Genomic DNA, 19,542 nt, shown 5'->3' with positions numbered 1-19,542 from the left:
CGCTGATATATCTCCATAATCACCTATGTAAATTTTATTTACTATCTTACTGCCCCATTAATTTCTAGACTCCTCTCACAATAGTTATTTCACTAAGAGAGATACTTGTCTCATAACTTGAAAAACACATATTCATTGCACTCCGTTATACGTCTAGTTCTTCTTATTTTTTGCTGAATATACTACCAATACAAACCTTAAGACAAGCTACATTGCTTTGAGGAAAAGTAGAAAGGTAGGTAAAATATGAGCATTGAAATATGGATTACTATTATTGTATTCTTCTTAACGATGATCGTTATCTTTTGGCGACCTCGTGGTTTAAATGAGGCGTGGCCGGCAGCAATTGGCGCTGGCATTATCCTGATTACTGGACTTGTATCAAAACCGGACGTCATGGACATTATTAGTAAAATTGGCGGTGCCTCCATAACAATATTAGCGACCATCGTTATGGCGGTAATATTAGAAAGCTTCGGCTTCTTCCACTGGTCCGCAGCGAAACTTGCAAACTTAGCAAAAGGCTCCGGTCGCCGTTTATACTGGTATATTCAATTATTATGTTTTCTTATGACTCTTTTATTTAATAACGATGGTAGTATTTTAATTACAACGCCAATTTTAATTCTTCTCCTAAAAAATCTTCAATTAAAACCGCATCAACAAATCCCTTATTTATTAAGCGGTGCTTTAATCGCTACTGCATCTAGTGCACCAATTGGTGTAAGTAATATCGTAAACTTAATTGCATTAAATATTGTTCATATGACTCTTTATATGCATACTGCTATGATGTTTGTACCTGCAACATTAGGACTATTGTTTATGTCATGGCTTATGTATACGGTTTTGAAGAAAAAACTTCCGAAAAAATTGCCTGTTTCTTCATATGATATTGAAGAAATATTCTTCACGAAAAACTTTCATCCGTTAAAAGGAAAAAATTCAGTTGATACGAAGCAAAAACGGACAAGGTTCATGCTAAAAGTATTAGGCTTCGTCTTCCTTATGCGCTGTCTTCTATTCGTTGCATCCTTCTTATCCATCCCAATCGAGATTGTTGCCGTACTCGGTTCACTCGTTCTTCTCATCTGGAGATGGTACTACTTACGAACGAACCCTGTCGATATTTTGAAAAAGACACCTTGGCACATTTTAATTTTTGCTTTCTCTATGTATGTCATTATTTACGGACTTCACAACGCAGGATTAACAGCAGCACTTGTCCAATGGCTTGAACCAGTTGTAAATCAGCATCTACTTTATGCTAGCTTTACAATGGGCGGACTCGTTTCCCTCCTCTCCAACGTCTTCAATAATCACCCTGCACTTATGATTGGTACAATCACATTAACAGAAATGGGACTAGACCCAATCACTTTAAAAACGATTTACCTCGCAAACATTATTGGTAGTGACATCGGTTCACTACTATTACCAATCGGTACGCTAGCTTCCCTCATTTGGATGTATATCCTGAAACAAAACAAAATTAAAGTAAAATGGAAAGACTATTTAAGTGTATCCCTTATTGTTATCCCGCTCACAACAGTCGTCACATTATTCCTCTTATTCTATTGGGTACATCTCTTCTTCGCCTTATAAAGTGAAACTTTAATCAGTGAGGGGTCTCACTGCCCGCAAATAGCAGGATAAACAACAGAAGCCCGCTTTGCTACCGTCTTAGCAAAGCGGGCTTCTTCTATATTTAAGTTAGGTACTACAGTGTGATCAATCAAGTAAAGAGGTGTAACGTGTTATTGGTATAAATGACTACCCGTTTCTTTAAATTCTTTCGCTTTCTCTTTCATTCCTTTTTCAATTGCTTCTGTCGTTTCTAAATCATTTTCTTTTGCATATTCACGAATATCATGTGAAATTCTCATACTACAAAACTTCGGTCCACACATGGAACAGAAATGAGCCGTTTTCGCACCTTCTGCTGGCAATGTTTCATCGTGATACTCCATTGCACGTTCAGGATCTAAAGATAAATTAAATTGATCGCGCCAACGGAATTCAAAACGAGCTTTTGAAAGTGCATCATCACGCTGATGAGCCGTTTTGTGCCCTTTCGCCAGATCAGCTGCATGCGCAGCGATTTTGTACGTAATAACACCTTCGCGTACATCATCTTTATTCGGTAAACCTAAATGTTCTTTCGGCGTTACATAACAAAGCATCGCTGTTCCAAACCAGCCAATCATCGCAGCTCCAATTGCGGATGTAATATGGTCATAACCTGGTGCAATATCTGTCGTTAACGGCCCAAGTGTATAGAATGGCGCCCCCTGACAAATATCAAGCTCTTTCTCCATGTTTTCTTTAATTAAATGCATCGGTACATGCCCAGGCCCTTCAATCATAACTTGCACATCATGTTTCCAAGCAATCTTCGTTAATTCACCAAGTGTTTCAAGCTCAGAGAACTGCGCTTCGTCATTTGCATCTGCAATCGAACCTGGACGTAATCCATCTCCAAGAGAGAACGAAACATCATACTGCTTCATAATTTCACAAATCTCTTCAAAATGAGTGTATAGGAAGTTTTCTTTATGATGGAATAAACACCACTGCGCCATAATTGAACCACCACGCGAAACGATACCTGTCGTACGTTTTGCAGTAATGGGAATGTAACGAAGTAATACGCCAGCGTGAATCGTAAAGTAATCTACGCCTTGCTCCGCTTGCTCAATTAACGTATCACGATACACTTCCCACGTTAAATCTTCTGCAATTCCGTTTACTTTTTCAAGAGCTTGATAGATTGGTACAGTTCCAACTGGTACAGGCGCGTTACGAATAATCCACTCACGCGTCGTATGAATGTTTTTACCTGTAGATAAATCCATAATTGTATCTGCACCCCAGCGAGTAGCCCACGTCATCTTCTCTACTTCTTCTGCAATAGAAGAAGATACAGCAGAGTTTCCGATATTTGCATTAACCTTCACGTGGAAATTACGTCCGATAATCATCGGCTCTGCTTCAGGATGGTTAATATTCGCTGGTAAAATAGCGCGACCTTCCGCAATTTCCTTACGAACAAACTCCGGCTCTACTCCTTCACGAATCGCAACATATTCCATCTCAGACGTAATAATCCCATTACGTGCATAATGCATTTGCGTAACATTTGCACCTTGCTTCGCTCTAAGCGGTTTGCGATCCATCTGCGGGAAAACAGGTGTATGTTTTGAAGCCACCTTCACACCGTCATCCTCTGGTTTCACTTCGCGACCTTCGTATGCTTCTACATCTCCGCGCTCTAGAATCCAAGAGTGGCGCGGCGCCTGCAACCCCTTTTCTAACTCCACTTTATACTCTGGATCCGTATAAGGACCGCTCGTATCATACACACGAATTGGCGGATTCGGAACACCGTTTGTATCGCTTTGTTCAATCTCACGCATCGGCACCTTCATACCTTCGCGTGGTCCATCCACATACACTTTCTTACTTCCTGGTAAACTCGACTTCAATTCAATTTGCTCAGCCGAAACAGACTGTTTCATAACCTTTGTTGCCCCCCTGTACGTGACAAGGACGAGATATGGCCAGCGTATGCCAAAATAAAAAGAGCCAGGTCCATAAAAAAATAAGGACCTGGCTCATAAAAGACATCATTATGTAAAGCCGTTAACTTCCCTACGCTGGTACGAGCCAGATCAGGTCCAAAGGGTTAAGAAGTTCACGCGCTTCTCTCTCAGCCTACGCATACGTTAGGCACCCCTAGTTTATCACTGATTTAATTTTCAATACTTTCTCATCATACACGATAATCTGAAAAATGCAAAGTTTATTTCTGTCGCTCTTTACGGAATCATCCAAGTTAAATAATAAGCCTGAACATAAGTCATAATCCCCACAATTATTACGAAGAACAAACTATGCTTTACTGTAAACCGGAATAAATCTGATTCTTTCCCAGCAAGTCCAACTGCTGCACAAGCAATGGCAATCGATTGTGGAGAAATCATTTTTCCAGTTACACCGCCCGTTGTATTTGCTGCAACGAGAAGTACTTCAGATACACCAACTTGCTGTGCTGTAATTGCTTGTAAATTTGAGAATAATGCATTCGCTGACGTATCAGACCCTGTTAAGAATACGCCAATCCACCCTAAGAATGGTGAGAAGAACGGGAATAGTCCGCCAGTTCCTGCTAGTGCCAATGCTAGTGTAGAAGATAGCCCAGAATAGTTTGCGATAAATGCAAATCCTAATACAAATCCAATAGATAAAATTGGCATTTTAAGTTCACTTAAAGTTTCTTTAAATGTTACCACTGCATCTTTTACACTCATTTTCAAAATCAGCATGGAAATGAGACAAGCAATTAAAATTGCTGTTCCTGTTGCTGATAATACATCAAACTTCAAAATTGCCTCGTAAGGCGTCGCTTTATTTACAATAGGCTCTGCTTTCATTACTAAATTGTGCAAGCCTGGAATTTCAAACTTAAATACAAGACTTTCTAACGCGCCTCCTGGAGCAAATAATGCTTTAAAGAAACTTTGACTCCAAATGACTACCATAACCGTTAATACGATAAATGGAGACCATGCCTTTACTACTTTTCCCAATGTTAATTTCGGCATCGATGCCGCTGTTGTTGCAGCTACTTCTCTATTTGCTTGCCCAGATTGATAAATTTCTTTCGGTTGCCATACTTTTAAGAACAGCGCTAAACTAACTAAACTTACAAGTGCCGACGTAATATCCGGAAGTTCTGGTCCTAAGAATGTCGCTGTTATGAACTGCGTAATTGCAAATGAGCTACCTGCTACAAGTAAAGCAGGCCACGTTTGTCTTATCCCTTTCACCCCGTCCATTAAAAATACGATAAAGAATGGAACAAATAATGATAAGAACGGTAATTGATGTCCAGCCATTTGTCCAATTTTATGTGGATCAATACCTGTTACTTGTCCGGCAACTGTAATCGGAATACCCATCGCTCCGAACGCTACTGGTGCTGTGTTTGCAATTAAACAAAGACCTGCTGCATATAAAGGATTTAGCCCAAGGCCTGCAAGAAGCGCTGCCGTAATCGCTACTGGTGCACCAAATCCCGCTGCCCCTTCTAAAAATGCACCGAATGAAAAACCGATTAAAATAACGAGTAAACGATGGTCATTCGTAATAGATAGTACAGATGCACGAATTACATCGAATTGACCTGTTTTCACAGATATTTTATATAAAAATACCGACATAATGATAATCCAAGCAATTGGCCATAACCCGTATAAGAAACCATATCCGGTCGCTGCCATCGCCATTGTGAACGGCATCTTATAAGCGAATAAAGCCACTAAAATTGTAAGTACAACTGTAATAAATCCTGCCACATACCCCTTCATGCGGAAAACTGCTAAAGCTAAGAAAAAAAAGATAATCGGAATAAGTGCTACCGCTGCCGAAATCCAAATGTTTCCGAACGGATCATAAACTTGTGTCCATGTGTTCATCGTTCTCTCCCCCTAAAGAATCCCCTTTTAAGTAGAATAACCTCATTAATAGACTATCAGGTCATCATACCTTTCAACCTAAAAATAAAAAACGTTTAAGAAAACGTTTTCAACATCTTTCATTTATACTGTACCATAACAATTTCTATTTAAAAAGATTTTTTCGAAAATTTTATCCGACTTTAATGGGCAGTAAGATCCCACCTCAAAATTCAGCAAAAGCAAAGAGTTTTGGTGAGGGATCAACTGCCCATAAAAGTCCGATTGGTTCAACTAATAATCAGTGGGGGATGAAAAGCCCCCACTGATTAAAGTTTCACTTTATTATTTAACGAAAAAATCTTACAAAATCGTCATGTTCTTGTCATGTTCATCGATAGAAAGCTCGCTACCTTTCCTGCATAATAAAGGTATAACAACGGATATTATTTATGAGGTGATATATATGAACGGAAACAAAATATTAGCAGCTTTATCATACTTTAGTGTATTATTTGCCCCTATCTTATTCCCGATTATTGTGTGGATTGTGGGAGATGTGGAAACGAAACCACATGCAAAACGTGCTCTATGGACACACATTATCCCAAGTATCGCTACATTCATTGGCATGATTATTTTAGGATTTATGGGGCTTGGATCTGATCAGCCGGATGTAACATTTGGAATTGGTGCAATGATTGTCTTATGTATTTGCGGAATCATTAGCTTATACTACTTCATTTGGAACATCGTGAAAGGTATTAAAGTACTGAAAGCCTAATTTCCTTTTTAAACAAACGTTTGATTAAAAAGAAAAACCGTCCCAAAATACCTTTTTGGGACGGTTTTTTTATCTTCTGCGTTTCTTCTTTTTTCTCATCATTTTCTTACGGCGCGTATTCACTTTATCCGCTATAATGTGAAGCGTGCTTGCCACAACAATTCCCATTACGAACGTTACAATTTCAACCTCATGTTCCTTCGCCATTTCTATTAAATTCCCGTCGAGCGCGATTACATTTAATAGGAATAAAAACGGAGAAAACACAATTAACATGTATGCAATACGAATCACATCACCAAGTATAATTGTGTGTGTAAAGAAGGAGCGATGCGGCATTACCTTCTTATACGGATACCAAAATATACGCAGGAATCCCCATTTATTATACGCATTACTATACGTATCTAAATCCGGTGTTAAAAATGTAGTACCTACTAAAAAGCCAATTGCAAAAGTTAATAAAAAATCAAAATTTGTTAGTCCATACGAAAAGAGCATAAACAAAACAACCGGAAGGGATATTAAGTTTATTTTCGTATGCGTTCTTCCTGATGGCATAATGCACTTCCTCGCTTACGTTCGCCCTGTCACCATGTGACAGTTCTCACCTATTGATCTAATTTCTGATCGATAAAGGATGTGTCTATATCCGAACCAAACCATTCTGCCAACTTCACTCGCGCCTTATCTTTTACATCATCATCGACGTATAGCGACGCTTGTAATAGCGCAGCCATTAACGCCCCTAAATCATCCGTATAACCAATTCCAGCAACGAAATCTGGAATCGCATCAATCGGTGCAATAAAATAAGCAAGTGCTCCAATTACAATAATTTTCACTCGTTTTGGAACATCTGGTTTCTGCAAAACGTAAAACAACAATAAACTTGCATAAATGACTGACTGTCCTGCCTGCTTTGCGACATGTTTTACCTTCTTCCAAAATGCTTCAACTGAAAATTTTTGCTCCATGTAAAAGCCTCCCTATTTTTTAAAAGAAATAAGCTACAATATGTTTTCAGTAAAAGTTCATCAAAATTACACATAATCTATCAATGAACTTTCATTGTAACAAACAAACTCAAAAAGAACAAGTGTTCGTTAATTTTTACATACTTCCCTTCATATAATAGGTTTCTAGATAACCACTTACCCATTGTCATTTCTTATTTCTCAACAAGAGATTTTTCACTTTCACTTAACATTCTGCTCTACCTTTGTTATATTTTCTAGTTGACGGACATATAAACGAATGTTAAAGTTTTCTCTGGTAGTGACAAATCTTATACAAAAAATGTAAAATGTTATAGTGTTTCTCAGAAATGAATTTTGTTGTATAATACAGAAATGACGTTATGCTTATGAGTAACACAAGAAACTAAAAGGGTATGCATAGTTATAGTCGTATATGGGTGAATATAGAACCTCTAATTATGGCCAAGAAAACTATGTATTTTTTATTTTAGCATTTTTCGCTCCAAAATCGACCAAGCCTGATAGAGAAAGGGTGGAAATGAATGAAAGAAACCTTGAAATCACAATTTCAAAATGTGCGTTTCACTGCATTCGTAGCTTTAGCCTTATGGTTGAAGACATATCTTATTACACGCACAAGCTTTGATTTAAAACTTGAATCTTTCATGCAAGAATTCATTTTATTCCTGAGCCCATTAGCAGCATCATTACTGCTTGTTGGTCTTGCATTATTTGCAAAAGGGAAAAAACGTAACTATATAGCACTTGGAATTAATTTTGTCTTAACAATCGTTCTTGTTGGTAACGTAATGTTCTACGGATTCTACAATGACTTCGTTACTTTACCAGTACTAGGACAAACATCTAACTTCGGAAGTTTAGGTTCTAGTGTAAAAGAATTGTTTAACTACAAAATTATCCTTGCATTTGCTGATATTATCGTATTCTTCATTTTATTGAAGAAGATGAAGAATTTTGCACCGACAGAACGTGTAGCACGCCCAATGCGTTCCCTATACTTCGTGTCAACAATTGCTATTTTCTTCGCAAACTTAGGATTGGCAGAAGCTGAGCGTCCAGAACTATTAACACGTTCATTCGACCGCGTTATGCTTGTTAAAAACTTAGGTTTATATGTACACCAAGTATATGATCTTGGCTTACAAGCAAAATCAAGTTCACAAAAAGCATTTGCTGACGGCAGTAAGTTACAGGAAACAGAGAACTACGTAAAAACAACGCAAAGCAAACCAGATCCAAATATGTTTGGTACTGCAAAAGGGAAGAACGTAATCGTTGTCTCTCTTGAGTCATTACAAACATTCTTAATCGGTGCAACAGTTAACGGACAAGAAGTTACACCATTCTTAAACCAATTTACGAAAGAAAGTTATTACTTTGATAACTTCTTCCATCAAACTGGGCAAGGAAAAACATCTGATGCTGAATTCTTAGTAGATACTTCAATGTATCCACTAGACCGTGGTGCTGTATTCTTCACACACGGTAACAACGAATATACAGCAACTCCAGAAATTTTACGTCAGCAAGGATACTACACTGCAGTATTCCACGCAAACAACGCAACATTCTGGAACCGTAACATTATGTATCCGGCACTTGGTTATGATCGTTACTACAACGAGCTTGACTATAAGATTACGCCAGAAACGAAATTAAACTGGGGATTAAAAGATATCGAGTACTTTGATCAATCTATCGATATGTTAAAACAAGTGAAGCAACCGTTCTATACTCGCTTCCTTACTTTAACAAACCATTACCCATTCACTTATGATGACAATACAAAATTAATTGATGAATACAACTCTGGTGATGGCGTATTTGACCGTTACATGGTAACAGCTCGCTACTTAGACGAAGCAATGAAACACTTTATTGAGCGTCTAAAAGCAGAAGGTATTTACGACAACTCAGTTATCGTATTCTACGGTGACCACTACGGTATTTCTGAAAACCATAACCGTGCAATGGCACAGTTCTTAGGAAAAGAAGAAATTACTGCATTTGACCATATGAACTTACAAAAAACACCGATGTTTATTCACGTTCCAGGTCAAAAAGAAGGTAAAACAATTTCAAAACCAACTGGTGAAATTGACATTAAACCAACTATTCTAAACTTACTTGGTGTAGACTCTACGAATGACGTTCGATTCGGTCATGACGTATTCTCACCTGACAATAAAGGGTTCGTTGTTCTTCGTGATGGTAGCTTCGTTACAGATAAGTACATGTACACGAACAGTACATTCTACGACCGTGCTACTGGCGAAGTTGTACAACTACCAAAAGAAGAATCTCAACCACTTATTGATCGTGCCCAAAATGAATTGAGCATGTCTGACAAAATCATTGAGGGTGACTTACTTCGCTTCTCTGAAAGCAACAAGATCAAAACTGGTGAAGTAAAGACAGCTATTAAAGAAGAAAAGAAGAGCGCTGAGTAATCTCAGCCTCTTTTTTTTATATTCCTCCATACAATTACTTATATTCATTAACTTTAACATTACATAACCTTTACCAAATATTCACATAGAATTAATGAAGTATCTCTATAATAAAATATGTAAACGAGGTTCTATATATTTCTTATCTCTCATCTGTAATAAGATCCCTTAAAGAAATATGTGAATCGTTTATTTCTACTTTCTTATAATTGTCTTTCAATATGTTTTGTTTCCATACACAAAACATTCAATAAGACGATGTCCCTATGAAAGATAGCTACCCTCCTTGTGCAGCATTCCATAAGAATGTTGCTTTTTTTTATTTAAAAGCAGGATTCTTATTTCTTATTTTCGAATTTGTATATACGAAATGCTGTAAATCACTACCACTTCTCTACCATTTACAAATACATATACGTCATATGTAAAGAATTACTCACATAAAAATTACTGTAGTGATTTTTATTCCAAATGAATGAAAGCTTCACTTTACTTATGCACTTACGAAAGGATGGGACGAAAATTGGCATATGAAAGATTTGTACTTTGGAATGATGCAGTTATTGATACAACGAAACAAAAAACGTACATAGACCTTGAGGAAAGAGGCTTGCAGTTTGGAGATGGAGTCTACGAGGTTATTCGTCTATATAAAGGGAACTTTCACTTATTAGATCCGCATATCACAAGATTATATCGCTCCATGGAAGAAATAGAATTAACACTCCCTTTCTCAAAAGCGGAACTGATTACCCTACTTTATAAACTAATCGAAAATAATAATTTCCACGAAGATGGAACGATTTATTTGCAAGTATCTCGTGGTGTACAAGCTCGTACCCATACGTTCTCATATGACGTCCCTCCAACAATCTATGCCTATATTACAAAGAAAGAAAGACCAGCGTTATGGATTGAATATGGTGTACGTGCCATATCAGAACCGGATACGCGCTGGCTACGCTGTGATATTAAATCATTAAATTTATTACCGAATATATTAGCTACTACGAAAGCGGAACGAAAAGGTTGTAAAGAGGCCCTTTTCGTACGAAATGGTACTGTAACTGAGGGAAGCCACTCTAACTTCTTTCTAATTAAAAATGGAACTCTTTACACACATCCAGCTAATCACCTTATTTTAAATGGCATTATTCGTCAATATGTTCTTTCTTTAGCGAAAACCCTTCGTATTCCAGTACAAGAAGAGCTTTTCAGCGTTCGTGATGTTTATCAAGCGGATGAATGCTTTTTTACAGGAACGACGATTGAAATTTTGCCGATGACTCATCTTGATGGAACCGCCATCCAAGATGGTCAAGTTGGCCCTATCACTAAAATGCTGCAACGATCATTTTCTCAGAGTTTGTTACAATCCAATATGTCATCTTCTTAAACACGAATAATTTCTATCCTTTCTACATTCAATATATGTATTTAAATGGAAATCAAGGTATAGATTTATACCTTGATTTTTTCTTGTAATCTTTTTGTCATATTCAGATTCCCGCATAAGTCTTGACAGTAATCGACATGCTCTTTAGAATTTTTAACAGTTGGTAAATATTTCTTCACTACATTACAGACAGAAAGGAATCGACAAATTATGAAAAAATACCTTGCCGGTCTTGCGGCAGTGTCTGTAGCAGGAGGAGCAGCACCTACACTTGATAGTGTTCAAGCTGCCCCTGAACAAAATACACAAAAAGCTGCTACAACTGTCCAAGCTTCTGCATCAAACAGCTCATCTTATACGGTAAACGCTAGCGTATTACATGTTCGTGCAGGATCAAGTACTTCTCACGACATCATCTCGCGCGTTTATAACGGTCAATCACTAAACGTGATTGGCGAAGAAAATGGTTGGTACAAAATTAACCATAATGGAAAAACAGGTTTTGTTAGTGGCGAATTTGTATCAAAAAATGGTGCAAGTAATTCCAATGTAAGTACAACAGGTGGAAAAAACAAAGTTACTGCTGATGTATTACGTGTACGTACTGCTCCTAACACTTCTAGTTCTGTTTCAGGACGTGTATATGAAGGACAAACATTAAACGTAATTGGCCAAGAAAATGGTTGGGTGAAAATCAACCATAATGGACAAGTTGGCTATGTAAGTGGCGAATTCGTATCTGGTGTTTCTTCTAATGCAGGTTCTTCAAACAACAATACGAATAATAACAACCAAGAATCTGTAAAACCAGCAAGTGGAAACTATACAGTAAATGTATCTTCCCTTCGTGTTCGTACAGGTCCTAGCACTTCTCACACAACTGTAGGCTCTGTTACGAAAGGACAAGTCGTACAAGTTGTTGGCGAAGTTCAAGATTGGTTCAAAATCAATTATGCAGGCCAAACAGCTTACGTAAGTAAAGACTACGTAACAAAAGGCGGTTCTAGCGATAACGTTACACAAGGAAACAACCAAGATAACAAACAAGAACAAAATAATAATGTAACTGTTCAAACTGGCGGTACTTACGTTGTTAACGCAACATCTCTACGCGTACGTACAGGTCCTGCTACTTACCATAGCGTAATTGGTGGCGTATTAAATGGTACGACATTAAACGTAATTGGCTCTGAAGGTAGCTGGTTTAAAGTTAACTATCAAGGAAAAACAGGCTACGTTAGTAGCGAATTCGTGAAATTTGTTAAAGGTGGCACTACTACTCCTGAGCAACCAAAACAACCTGAACAACCTAATCAAGGTGCAATTGGTGACTACTACATTAATGCTTCTGCCTTAAATGTACGTAGTGGTGAAGGTACAAATTATAGAATCATAGGCGCACTTCCACAAGGACAGAAGGTTCAAGTAATCTCTGAAAACTCTGGATGGAGCAAAATTAACTACAACGGCCAAACTGGTTATATCGGCACACGTTACCTTTCTAAAACACCAGTTGGTGGCGCAGTAGATAATAAGCCTAACAACAACCAAAATAACAATCAAAACAACAATAATAACAATACAAGCAATAATAGCGGTGACAGTTCTTCCGTACTTGCATATGCAAAATCAATGCAAGGTGTACCTTACGTTTGGGGCGGAACTTCTGCTACTGGTGTTGACTGCAGTGGTTACATCTACCACGTATTTAAGAAATTTGGTCATAACATTAGCCGTCAAAGTGTTGCAGGATATTGGGGTAGCCTACCACAAACTTCAAATCCACAACCAGGTGACTTAATTTATTTCCAAAACACTTATAAATCAGGTCCTTCTCATATGGGTATTTACCTTGGGGGCGGATCATTTATCCAAGCTGGAGATAAAGGTGTAGCAATCGCTTCATTAAGCAATTCTTATTGGAGTAAGCACTTCTTAGGTTATACGAAAGCACCTTAAGTTATATTTTTAGAGCCTTCTAGATTACTAGAAGGCTCTTTTTAATGTGTATAACCTATTTCTCTAAAAAAATAATGTATCTATTTTCCTATTTCATACACTATATTCTACAATAATGATCCATAACGTTATCATAATGTATATTTTCACATAAAAAACATAACCTATTTCATGTCTAATCATTTTATATGTGTTTTTTTGAAGAATTTTCTTTTTATTTAAACTTTTCGTTAGACGTTTGACCTCTGATGTCCATTATGATAAGTTACTTAAGATGTTATATTTGCAGAAGTATAGACAACTGTTTTATACATTTTTTTACTATGAGGAAGGAGCATACACTGCATGAATCTTTTATGGGGAATTGGCGGCGTGATTGGAGTATTAGCAATCGCTTTCTTACTATCTTCCAACCGCAAAGCTATTAATTGGCGCACGATTTTAATCGCGCTAGCATTACAAATGTCATTTTCATTTATCGTATTACGATGGGATGCCGGAAAAGCAGGTTTAAAACACGCTGCAGATGGCGTTCAAGGATTAATTAATTTTTCTTACGAGGGAATTAAGTTCGTTGCTGGGGATTTAGTCAACGCAAAAGGCCCTTGGGGATTTATCTTCGTTATTCAAGCACTACTTCCAATCGTATTTATTAGTTCATTAGTAGCAATCTTATATCATTTCGGTATTATGCAAAGATTTGTTAGTATCGTTGGTGGCGCATTAAGTAAACTTCTTGGAACTTCTAAAGCAGAAAGTTTAAACTCAGTAACAACTGTATTTTTAGGACAAACTGAAGCTCCAATCTTAATCAAACCTTACTTAGCACGTTTAACAAATAGTGAATTCTTCGCTATTATGGTAAGCGGTATGACAGCTGTTGCTGGATCAGTTCTTGTCGGCTATGCAGCAATGGGTATTCCGTTAGAACACTTATTAGCAGCAGCAATTATGGCAGCTCCATCAAGTTTATTAATTGCGAAACTTATTATGCCAGAAACAGAAAAAGTAGATAATAACGTTGAACTTTCTACAGAGCGTGAAGATGCAAACGTTATTGACGCAGCAGCACGTGGTGCATCAGAAGGTATGCAACTTGTTATTAACGTAGCAGCAATGTTAATGGCTTTCATCGCATTAATCGCTTTATTAAATGGCCTATTAGGATGGGTTGGCTCTTGGTTCGATATTAAACTTAGCCTTGATTTAATCTTTGGTTACTTACTATCACCATTTGCAATTTTAATCGGGGTTTCTCCTGGTGAAGCTGTACAAGCAGCAAGCTTTATCGGTCAAAAACTTGCAATCAACGAATTCGTTGCATACGCAAACTTAGGACCACATATGGCAGAGTTCTCTGCAAAAACAAATCTAATTTTAACATTCGCAATCTGTGGATTCGCAAACTTCTCTTCTATCGCAATTCAATTAGGTGTAACAGGGACATTAGCTCCTACTCGCCGTAAACAAATTGCACAATTAGGGATTAAAGCAGTTATCGCTGGTACACTAGCTAACTTCTTAAACGCAGCAGTTGCAGGTATGATGTTCCTATAAATTAATAAAAAGTCCCTTCTTTCTAAAGAGGGGACTTTTTATTTTCTCAGTATATATTAAATACTTTATGCCGAAATATAAAAACATTATGATACAATAATTATCAAGTCTGTTTATTTTTTCTTACAAAAGAGGGATACTACTTGTTGTTGCCTCTCAAAAAGAATGTAGTCATCCGATCTATTTCTTAATAATTGTGCATACTACAAGTATCCTTGTATGAATTATCTTTAAGGAGGAAAGTTTTGTGAAAGATAACTTCTATAAAGTCCTCTCTATGTGGATTTTACAAATTTTATTTTATTTTACAACTGTACATGTAACGCAATATGAGCATGCTCTCATTTTTACAATTATATATGTAATTGTTAATGTACTATTTCTATTTTTGCCTGATAAAACTGCATTTGTTTTCTTCATATTAGGAACCATTACTTCGGTATTCTACCTGTTCTACCAAGCATGGCTTTACTTATGGAGTACATCAGAACAATGGGAATACATTATTACTCACTTCCTAATGGCAGCAAATTTCTTCATTGTATATATCTCCACTCATCTATTAAAGAAGGTTATTCATGAAAATAAAGAATTAACCGAACGTGTGAGAACGTTAGAACAATACATTGGAGAATCGAAATTATTAACAAGACAAGAATTCGAGAGACGACAAGCATTATTAATCAATGCAATGAATCGTCGTAATGAAACAGGCGTTATGATTTATTTTGACTTCACTTCCTTTAGTAAATATACAAAGGAAAGTGTTATGGACCGTGTAGCTTCATTATTAGTTGAAACGGTAAGAGCTGACTTTGACCTTGTTGCTGAGTATGATAAAAACACATTAGTCATTTTATTACAAAATACAAATGAAGCTGGTGCCGATATTGTAATGAACCGTCTACAGCCTAAAATGGAAAAATGGCTTGCAGATGAGGCCATTCAAGATATTAAGATGAAACGAGAACAAATCGCTACAAAAGGACCGAAGTTATTATGATGACACTCGTTATACTTCTTTTATTCCTTCTATTTTGCGTACTCGTTTTTTGGATCAGCATCACATTTTCAATTAAGTATGTACTTATTTTTACAGCCTTTCTATTCTCTGGCTTACTCGTTTACTATTCTTTCTTAACACTCGCAGGTTTAGTTCACCGAAGTAGGAAACAAAAAGATCGTACGCTAGAACATTACCCAAGCGTCGATATTTTAATACCAGCTCACAATGAAGGCGTCGTGATTAAGGATACTTTAGAGGCGATGGCAAAGATTGAATATCCAGGCAAACTAACTGTTTATTTATTAAACGATAACTCGCAAGATGAGACACCTGAAATTGGTGACGATTTTGACAAAGCTTATGCTCATATTCGTCACATTCGCGTTCCACCTGGTGAACCAAAAGGAAAATCACGTGTATTAAACTATGGCCTTAGTATTTCAGATGGTGAATACTTCTGTGTTTATGATGCAGATAACCAGCCTGAACCACACGCACTGCGAATGCTTGTAGAACACGCTGAAACAACCGAGGATGCTGTTGGAGCTGTTGGGCATGTTCGTACTGTAAATGAAAAAAGAAACTGGCTAACACGAATGATTTCGTTAGAATTTCAAATCTTCCAGCTCCTTATGCAATCCGGACGCTGGTTACTATTCCAAACAGGTTCACTAACAGGAACAAACATGCTTCTTCGTCGCGCTGCATTAGAAGAGCTTGGCGGCTATGACCCTTATGCAATTGCAGAAGACGCTGAATTAACATTACGAATTACACAAAAAGGCTATCTCCTGCCAATCGTTCCAGAGTCAATTACATGGGAACAAGAACCTGAGCATTTAAAAATTCTTATTAAGCAGCGTACACGTTGGCTTCAAGGGAACTTGTACATTTTAGAAAAAATGTTTTCTTCATTAAGTTTCTTTAAAGGAAAACTGCTCGTCCATTCTTTACAACAAGTTTTAGTGTATGTTGTATTTTGGTTATTCTTAATCATTTCGAACGTTTGGTTTGTAATTGGGTTACTCGGGATATTCCAAATTCAATATAGCATCCCACTACTATTTATGTGGTATGTCGCATATGTTACATATGTTTCTCAATTATTTAGTGCCCAGAGTGTGGAACGAACCTTTACACCAACTAATATTTTTATTAGTGTTATCATGTACTTTACGTACGCACAGCTCTTTACGTACTTATTCATTCGTAGCTTAATTTTATACTTACGTGCAAAGAGTAAGAAACAAGTCATTGGCTGGGATAAAACTGTTCGATTCAAAAAAGACAAATAAAAATAAGCACAGAGCGCCGTATGCTCTGTGCTTATTTTTTGCCGTATAAATTATATATCAGACAATACCCCTTAGCTGAAAGTAATTTCACGTCCATCCCCCAACGAACGATCGACCTTCATTTATATACGAAAAAGTGATTGCTATTTTTGTAGAACCAATTGCTTCTCTTGCTGCTCTTTGCGCGTTTCAGTCTTAGGTTCCGTGCTTTCTTGGACACTACGATGTGCCACACGTTTCAAACAAATATGCTTCCACTTTCTTTCGTAACGTTTCATTATTCTAGATGTCCCCCTTGAATGCGCTTTAAAACTATTTGAAATCGCTTACAGGAAATAATATAGCACATATATATAAACGTGACAACACATTTCCGACAATTTTTTGTCAAAAATATGAATAGAATCTGCAAGATATCGAACATTGTCGAAACGAATCGATTTTTATCGGTATAAAAGGCATACTACTAATATAGTAAAGTATTTTATTTCCCTTACTTGCAGTTAAAGTTCCTTCTATATAAAGTGAAACTTTAATCAGTGGGGGTCTTACTGTCCATTAAAACGGGATAAAAAAAAGAGCTGATACATAATCAACTCTTTTTCCTTCTATTATTTATGACGCTTCATACGCCCTTCTTTTTGTAACTCTTTAAATAATGCTGCCATCATAAAGAAAATAACGAAGACGAATGGGAATGCTGCAATGATAGCTGCCGTTTGTAAGGCTTCTAATCCACCTACATATAATAAGATAGAAGCTAGAGCAGCTAAAACGATACCCCAGATCATTTTAATGCGATTTGGTGGATTTAAACTACCATGTGTCGTTAACATCCCTAAAACGAATGTCGCTGAATCTGCAGATGTAATAAAGAATGTAGAAATAAGAAGGATAGCTAGAACAGATAACGCTGATCCAAAGCTTCCCATCTGATCAAACATAGCGAATAATCCTACTTCTGTTCCCATCTCTTTAATTTTTTCAAAGATATGTGCATCACCAAACAGTTCCATATGAATACCAGTCCCGCCGAAAACTGAGAACCAAAGAGCACCAATTATTGTCGGTACGAGTAACACACCGATAACAAATTCACGAATGGTACGCCCTCGTGAAACACGAGCAATAAATGTACCTACGAATGGTGACCATGCAATCCACCATGCCCAATAGAAAATTGTCCATGATTGAATCCATTGATTTCCGCCTTCATCTAATGGACTTAATCGGAAACTCATACTTGGCAATTCCTGAATATAAGAACCGATTGTCGAAGTGAAGTAATTCATAATAAAGTTTGTTGGACCTGCAAACAATACAATAATCATAAGTGCAAACGCAAAAATAATGTTTGTATTACTTAAATATTTAATTCCTTTATCAAGACCTGTTTGCGCAGATAACATAAATAACACTGTTACGATTGCAATAATAACTAACTGAGTCGTTAATGAGTTCGGGATAGATGTTAAATAACTAACACCACCGGCTATTTGTTTTGCGCCAAGACCTAATGATGTTGCCACGCCAAACACAGTGGCAAAAACAGCTAACACATCAAATAAATGAGCAATACGCCCATGGTCCCCGCCCTTAAATAACGGTCCTACTGTCGCACTAATTGTACTTGCTTTTCCTTTTCTAAAAGTAAAGTAAGCAATACAAAGCGCTACAAATGCATATAGTCCCCACGGATGTAATCCCCAATGGAAAAATGAAAAACGCAGTGCAAGACGCGCACTTTCCTCAGTTGCACCTTCTCCAAACGGAGGCGCGTATAAATGGTTTAATGGTTCGGCAACGCCCCAGAACACTAAGCCGATACCCATACCAGCACTAAATAACATGGCAAACCATGTCATATAACTATAATCAGGTTCGTCATCATCTTTCCCTAAACGAATAGAACCGTATTTTGAAACAATTAAAAAGATAGACACACCTAAAATAATAGAAACAGAAATAATATAAAACCATCCAAACTTACTAACTAATGCAGTTTGAATTGCGGTTGTTACATTTCCTAAGCTACCTTTTCCAATAATAGATTCGGGAATAATCCCCCAAATTGTAAATGCAATACATAATGTTAATGAAACGATGAATGTTTTTGTCAGTTTCCTCATCAAATCCCCCTTCGTAGGTTTTACTTTTATAAATAACATTAATTCCGATATGTAAAATCGGATAGAAAACTATAATTTTGCGGTGATTTTCTTACTTTCACCTTCACCAACTAGAATTCTGATGGACAGCCTTACCTTCCGTATAACCTTTTCACTCTGCAAGAGCTATAAGATCGAAATACTGCTGTCAAATTGTGCGAGAAAAATGCGGATGGGAATGTATTTTCCCAAAAAAGGATGTGTTACAGATTTAAAAAAGGGCATTTTCCTTCCTTGCAACCCTTTCTTTTTGTAACAATTATGCGGTTTTTTTGCTAGTATATAGCACGTGTTTATAGTTTCACAAACGAAATGTTTATGTTTATATAACTATATTACCCATAAAACGGTAAAATACTCAAGGAATGTAATCGTTTAGTAAACATCATGTAACACTCTTGTAATATTTTTATTTACGCCGAAAACAATATGTTGTATTAAATATTTTGAATATAAGTAGAAACCTACTA

The 19,542-nt window shown here is 37.0% G+C and carries 13 protein-coding genes and 1 riboswitch; of the genes, 8 read left to right on the top strand and 5 right to left on the bottom strand.

Annotated features, from left to right (window positions below):
- Positions 1-246: 246 nt before the first annotated feature.
- Complete coding sequence (locus tag MR083_RS14680) at positions 247-1,605, top strand: arsenic transporter (protein ID WP_242269500.1); 1,359 nt, start codon at positions 247-249, stop codon at positions 1,603-1,605.
- Between the two features lie 152 nt (positions 1,606-1,757).
- Here the strand turns inward: MR083_RS14680 and thiC are convergent, their stop codons facing one another.
- Together thiC and lldP are read right to left on the bottom strand one after the other, a co-directional pair.
- Entirely contained in the window at positions 1,758-3,518 is a 1,761-nt protein-coding gene (thiC, locus tag MR083_RS14675; RefSeq protein ID WP_000814474.1) for a phosphomethylpyrimidine synthase ThiC, read from the bottom strand.
- Positions 3,519-3,631: 113 nt separating this feature from the next.
- Positions 3,632-3,747: riboswitch (TPP riboswitch) on the bottom strand.
- Between the two features lie 71 nt (positions 3,748-3,818).
- Positions 3,819-5,477 carry an L-lactate permease gene (gene lldP, locus MR083_RS14670; protein ID WP_242269499.1) on the bottom strand — a complete coding sequence of 553 codons (1,659 nt, stop codon included), beginning with the start codon at positions 5,475-5,477 and terminating at the stop codon, positions 3,819-3,821.
- A 445-nt stretch (positions 5,478-5,922) separates the two neighbouring features.
- On the opposite strand from lldP, the gene MR083_RS14665 reads away from it, so the two are divergent.
- The gene (locus MR083_RS14665) at positions 5,923-6,240 is read left to right on the top strand and encodes a magnetosome magnetite crystal formation protein family (protein ID WP_242269498.1); all 318 of its coding nucleotides are present in this window, start codon (positions 5,923-5,925) and stop codon (positions 6,238-6,240) included.
- Between the two features lie 69 nt (positions 6,241-6,309).
- On the opposite strand, the gene MR083_RS14660 is transcribed toward MR083_RS14665, so the two are convergent.
- The gene (locus MR083_RS14660) at positions 6,310-6,801 is read right to left on the bottom strand and encodes a metal-binding protein (protein WP_001139083.1); all 492 of its coding nucleotides are present in this window, start codon (positions 6,799-6,801) and stop codon (positions 6,310-6,312) included.
- A gap of 50 nt (positions 6,802-6,851) precedes the next feature.
- Positions 6,852-7,217, bottom strand: a complete 366-nt coding sequence (locus MR083_RS14655; RefSeq protein WP_000435502.1) for a YkvA family protein — start codon at positions 7,215-7,217, stop codon at positions 6,852-6,854.
- A gap of 545 nt (positions 7,218-7,762) precedes the next feature.
- On the opposite strand from MR083_RS14655, the gene MR083_RS14650 reads away from it, so the two are divergent.
- The 6 genes from MR083_RS14650 to MR083_RS14625 all read left to right on the top strand — a co-directional run bounded on the left by MR083_RS14650 (position 7,763) and on the right by MR083_RS14625 (position 16,904).
- Positions 7,763-9,691 (top strand): LTA synthase family protein, encoded by a 1,929-nt coding sequence (locus tag MR083_RS14650; protein ID WP_000665331.1) that lies wholly within the window; start codon positions 7,763-7,765, stop codon positions 9,689-9,691.
- 511 nt (positions 9,692-10,202) lie between these two features.
- Positions 10,203-11,087 (top strand): D-amino-acid transaminase, encoded by an 885-nt coding sequence (locus MR083_RS14645; protein ID WP_049112924.1) that lies wholly within the window; start codon positions 10,203-10,205, stop codon positions 11,085-11,087.
- Between the two features lie 210 nt (positions 11,088-11,297).
- On the top strand, positions 11,298-13,046 hold the full coding sequence (locus MR083_RS14640; RefSeq protein WP_000760300.1) for a C40 family peptidase: 1,749 nt from the start codon (positions 11,298-11,300) through the stop codon (positions 13,044-13,046).
- 345 nt (positions 13,047-13,391) lie between these two features.
- Positions 13,392-14,603, top strand: coding sequence for a NupC/NupG family nucleoside CNT transporter (locus MR083_RS14635; RefSeq protein ID WP_001051013.1), 1,212 nt, complete (start codon positions 13,392-13,394; stop codon positions 14,601-14,603).
- A 247-nt stretch (positions 14,604-14,850) separates the two neighbouring features.
- Positions 14,851-15,606, top strand: coding sequence for a diguanylate cyclase domain-containing protein (locus tag MR083_RS14630; protein ID WP_061184224.1), 756 nt, complete (start codon positions 14,851-14,853; stop codon positions 15,604-15,606).
- Positions 15,603-16,904 carry a glycosyltransferase family 2 protein gene (locus MR083_RS14625; protein ID WP_000988770.1) on the top strand — a complete coding sequence of 434 codons (1,302 nt, stop codon included), beginning with the start codon at positions 15,603-15,605 and terminating at the stop codon, positions 16,902-16,904. The genes MR083_RS14630 and MR083_RS14625 overlap by 4 nt, the downstream gene beginning before the upstream one ends.
- 611 nt (positions 16,905-17,515) lie before the next feature.
- Here MR083_RS14625 and opuD read toward each other — a convergent pair.
- The gene (opuD, locus tag MR083_RS14620) at positions 17,516-19,033 is read right to left on the bottom strand and encodes a glycine betaine transporter OpuD (RefSeq protein WP_001229108.1); all 1,518 of its coding nucleotides are present in this window, start codon (positions 19,031-19,033) and stop codon (positions 17,516-17,518) included.
- Between the last annotated feature and the right edge of the window lie 509 nt (positions 19,034-19,542).

The organism is Bacillus cereus group sp. BfR-BA-01408, from assembly GCF_022663305.1.
Classification (GTDB): domain Bacteria; phylum Bacillota; class Bacilli; order Bacillales; family Bacillaceae_G; genus Bacillus_A; species Bacillus_A pacificus.
This window is presented reverse-complemented; position numbering and strand designations above follow the sequence as displayed.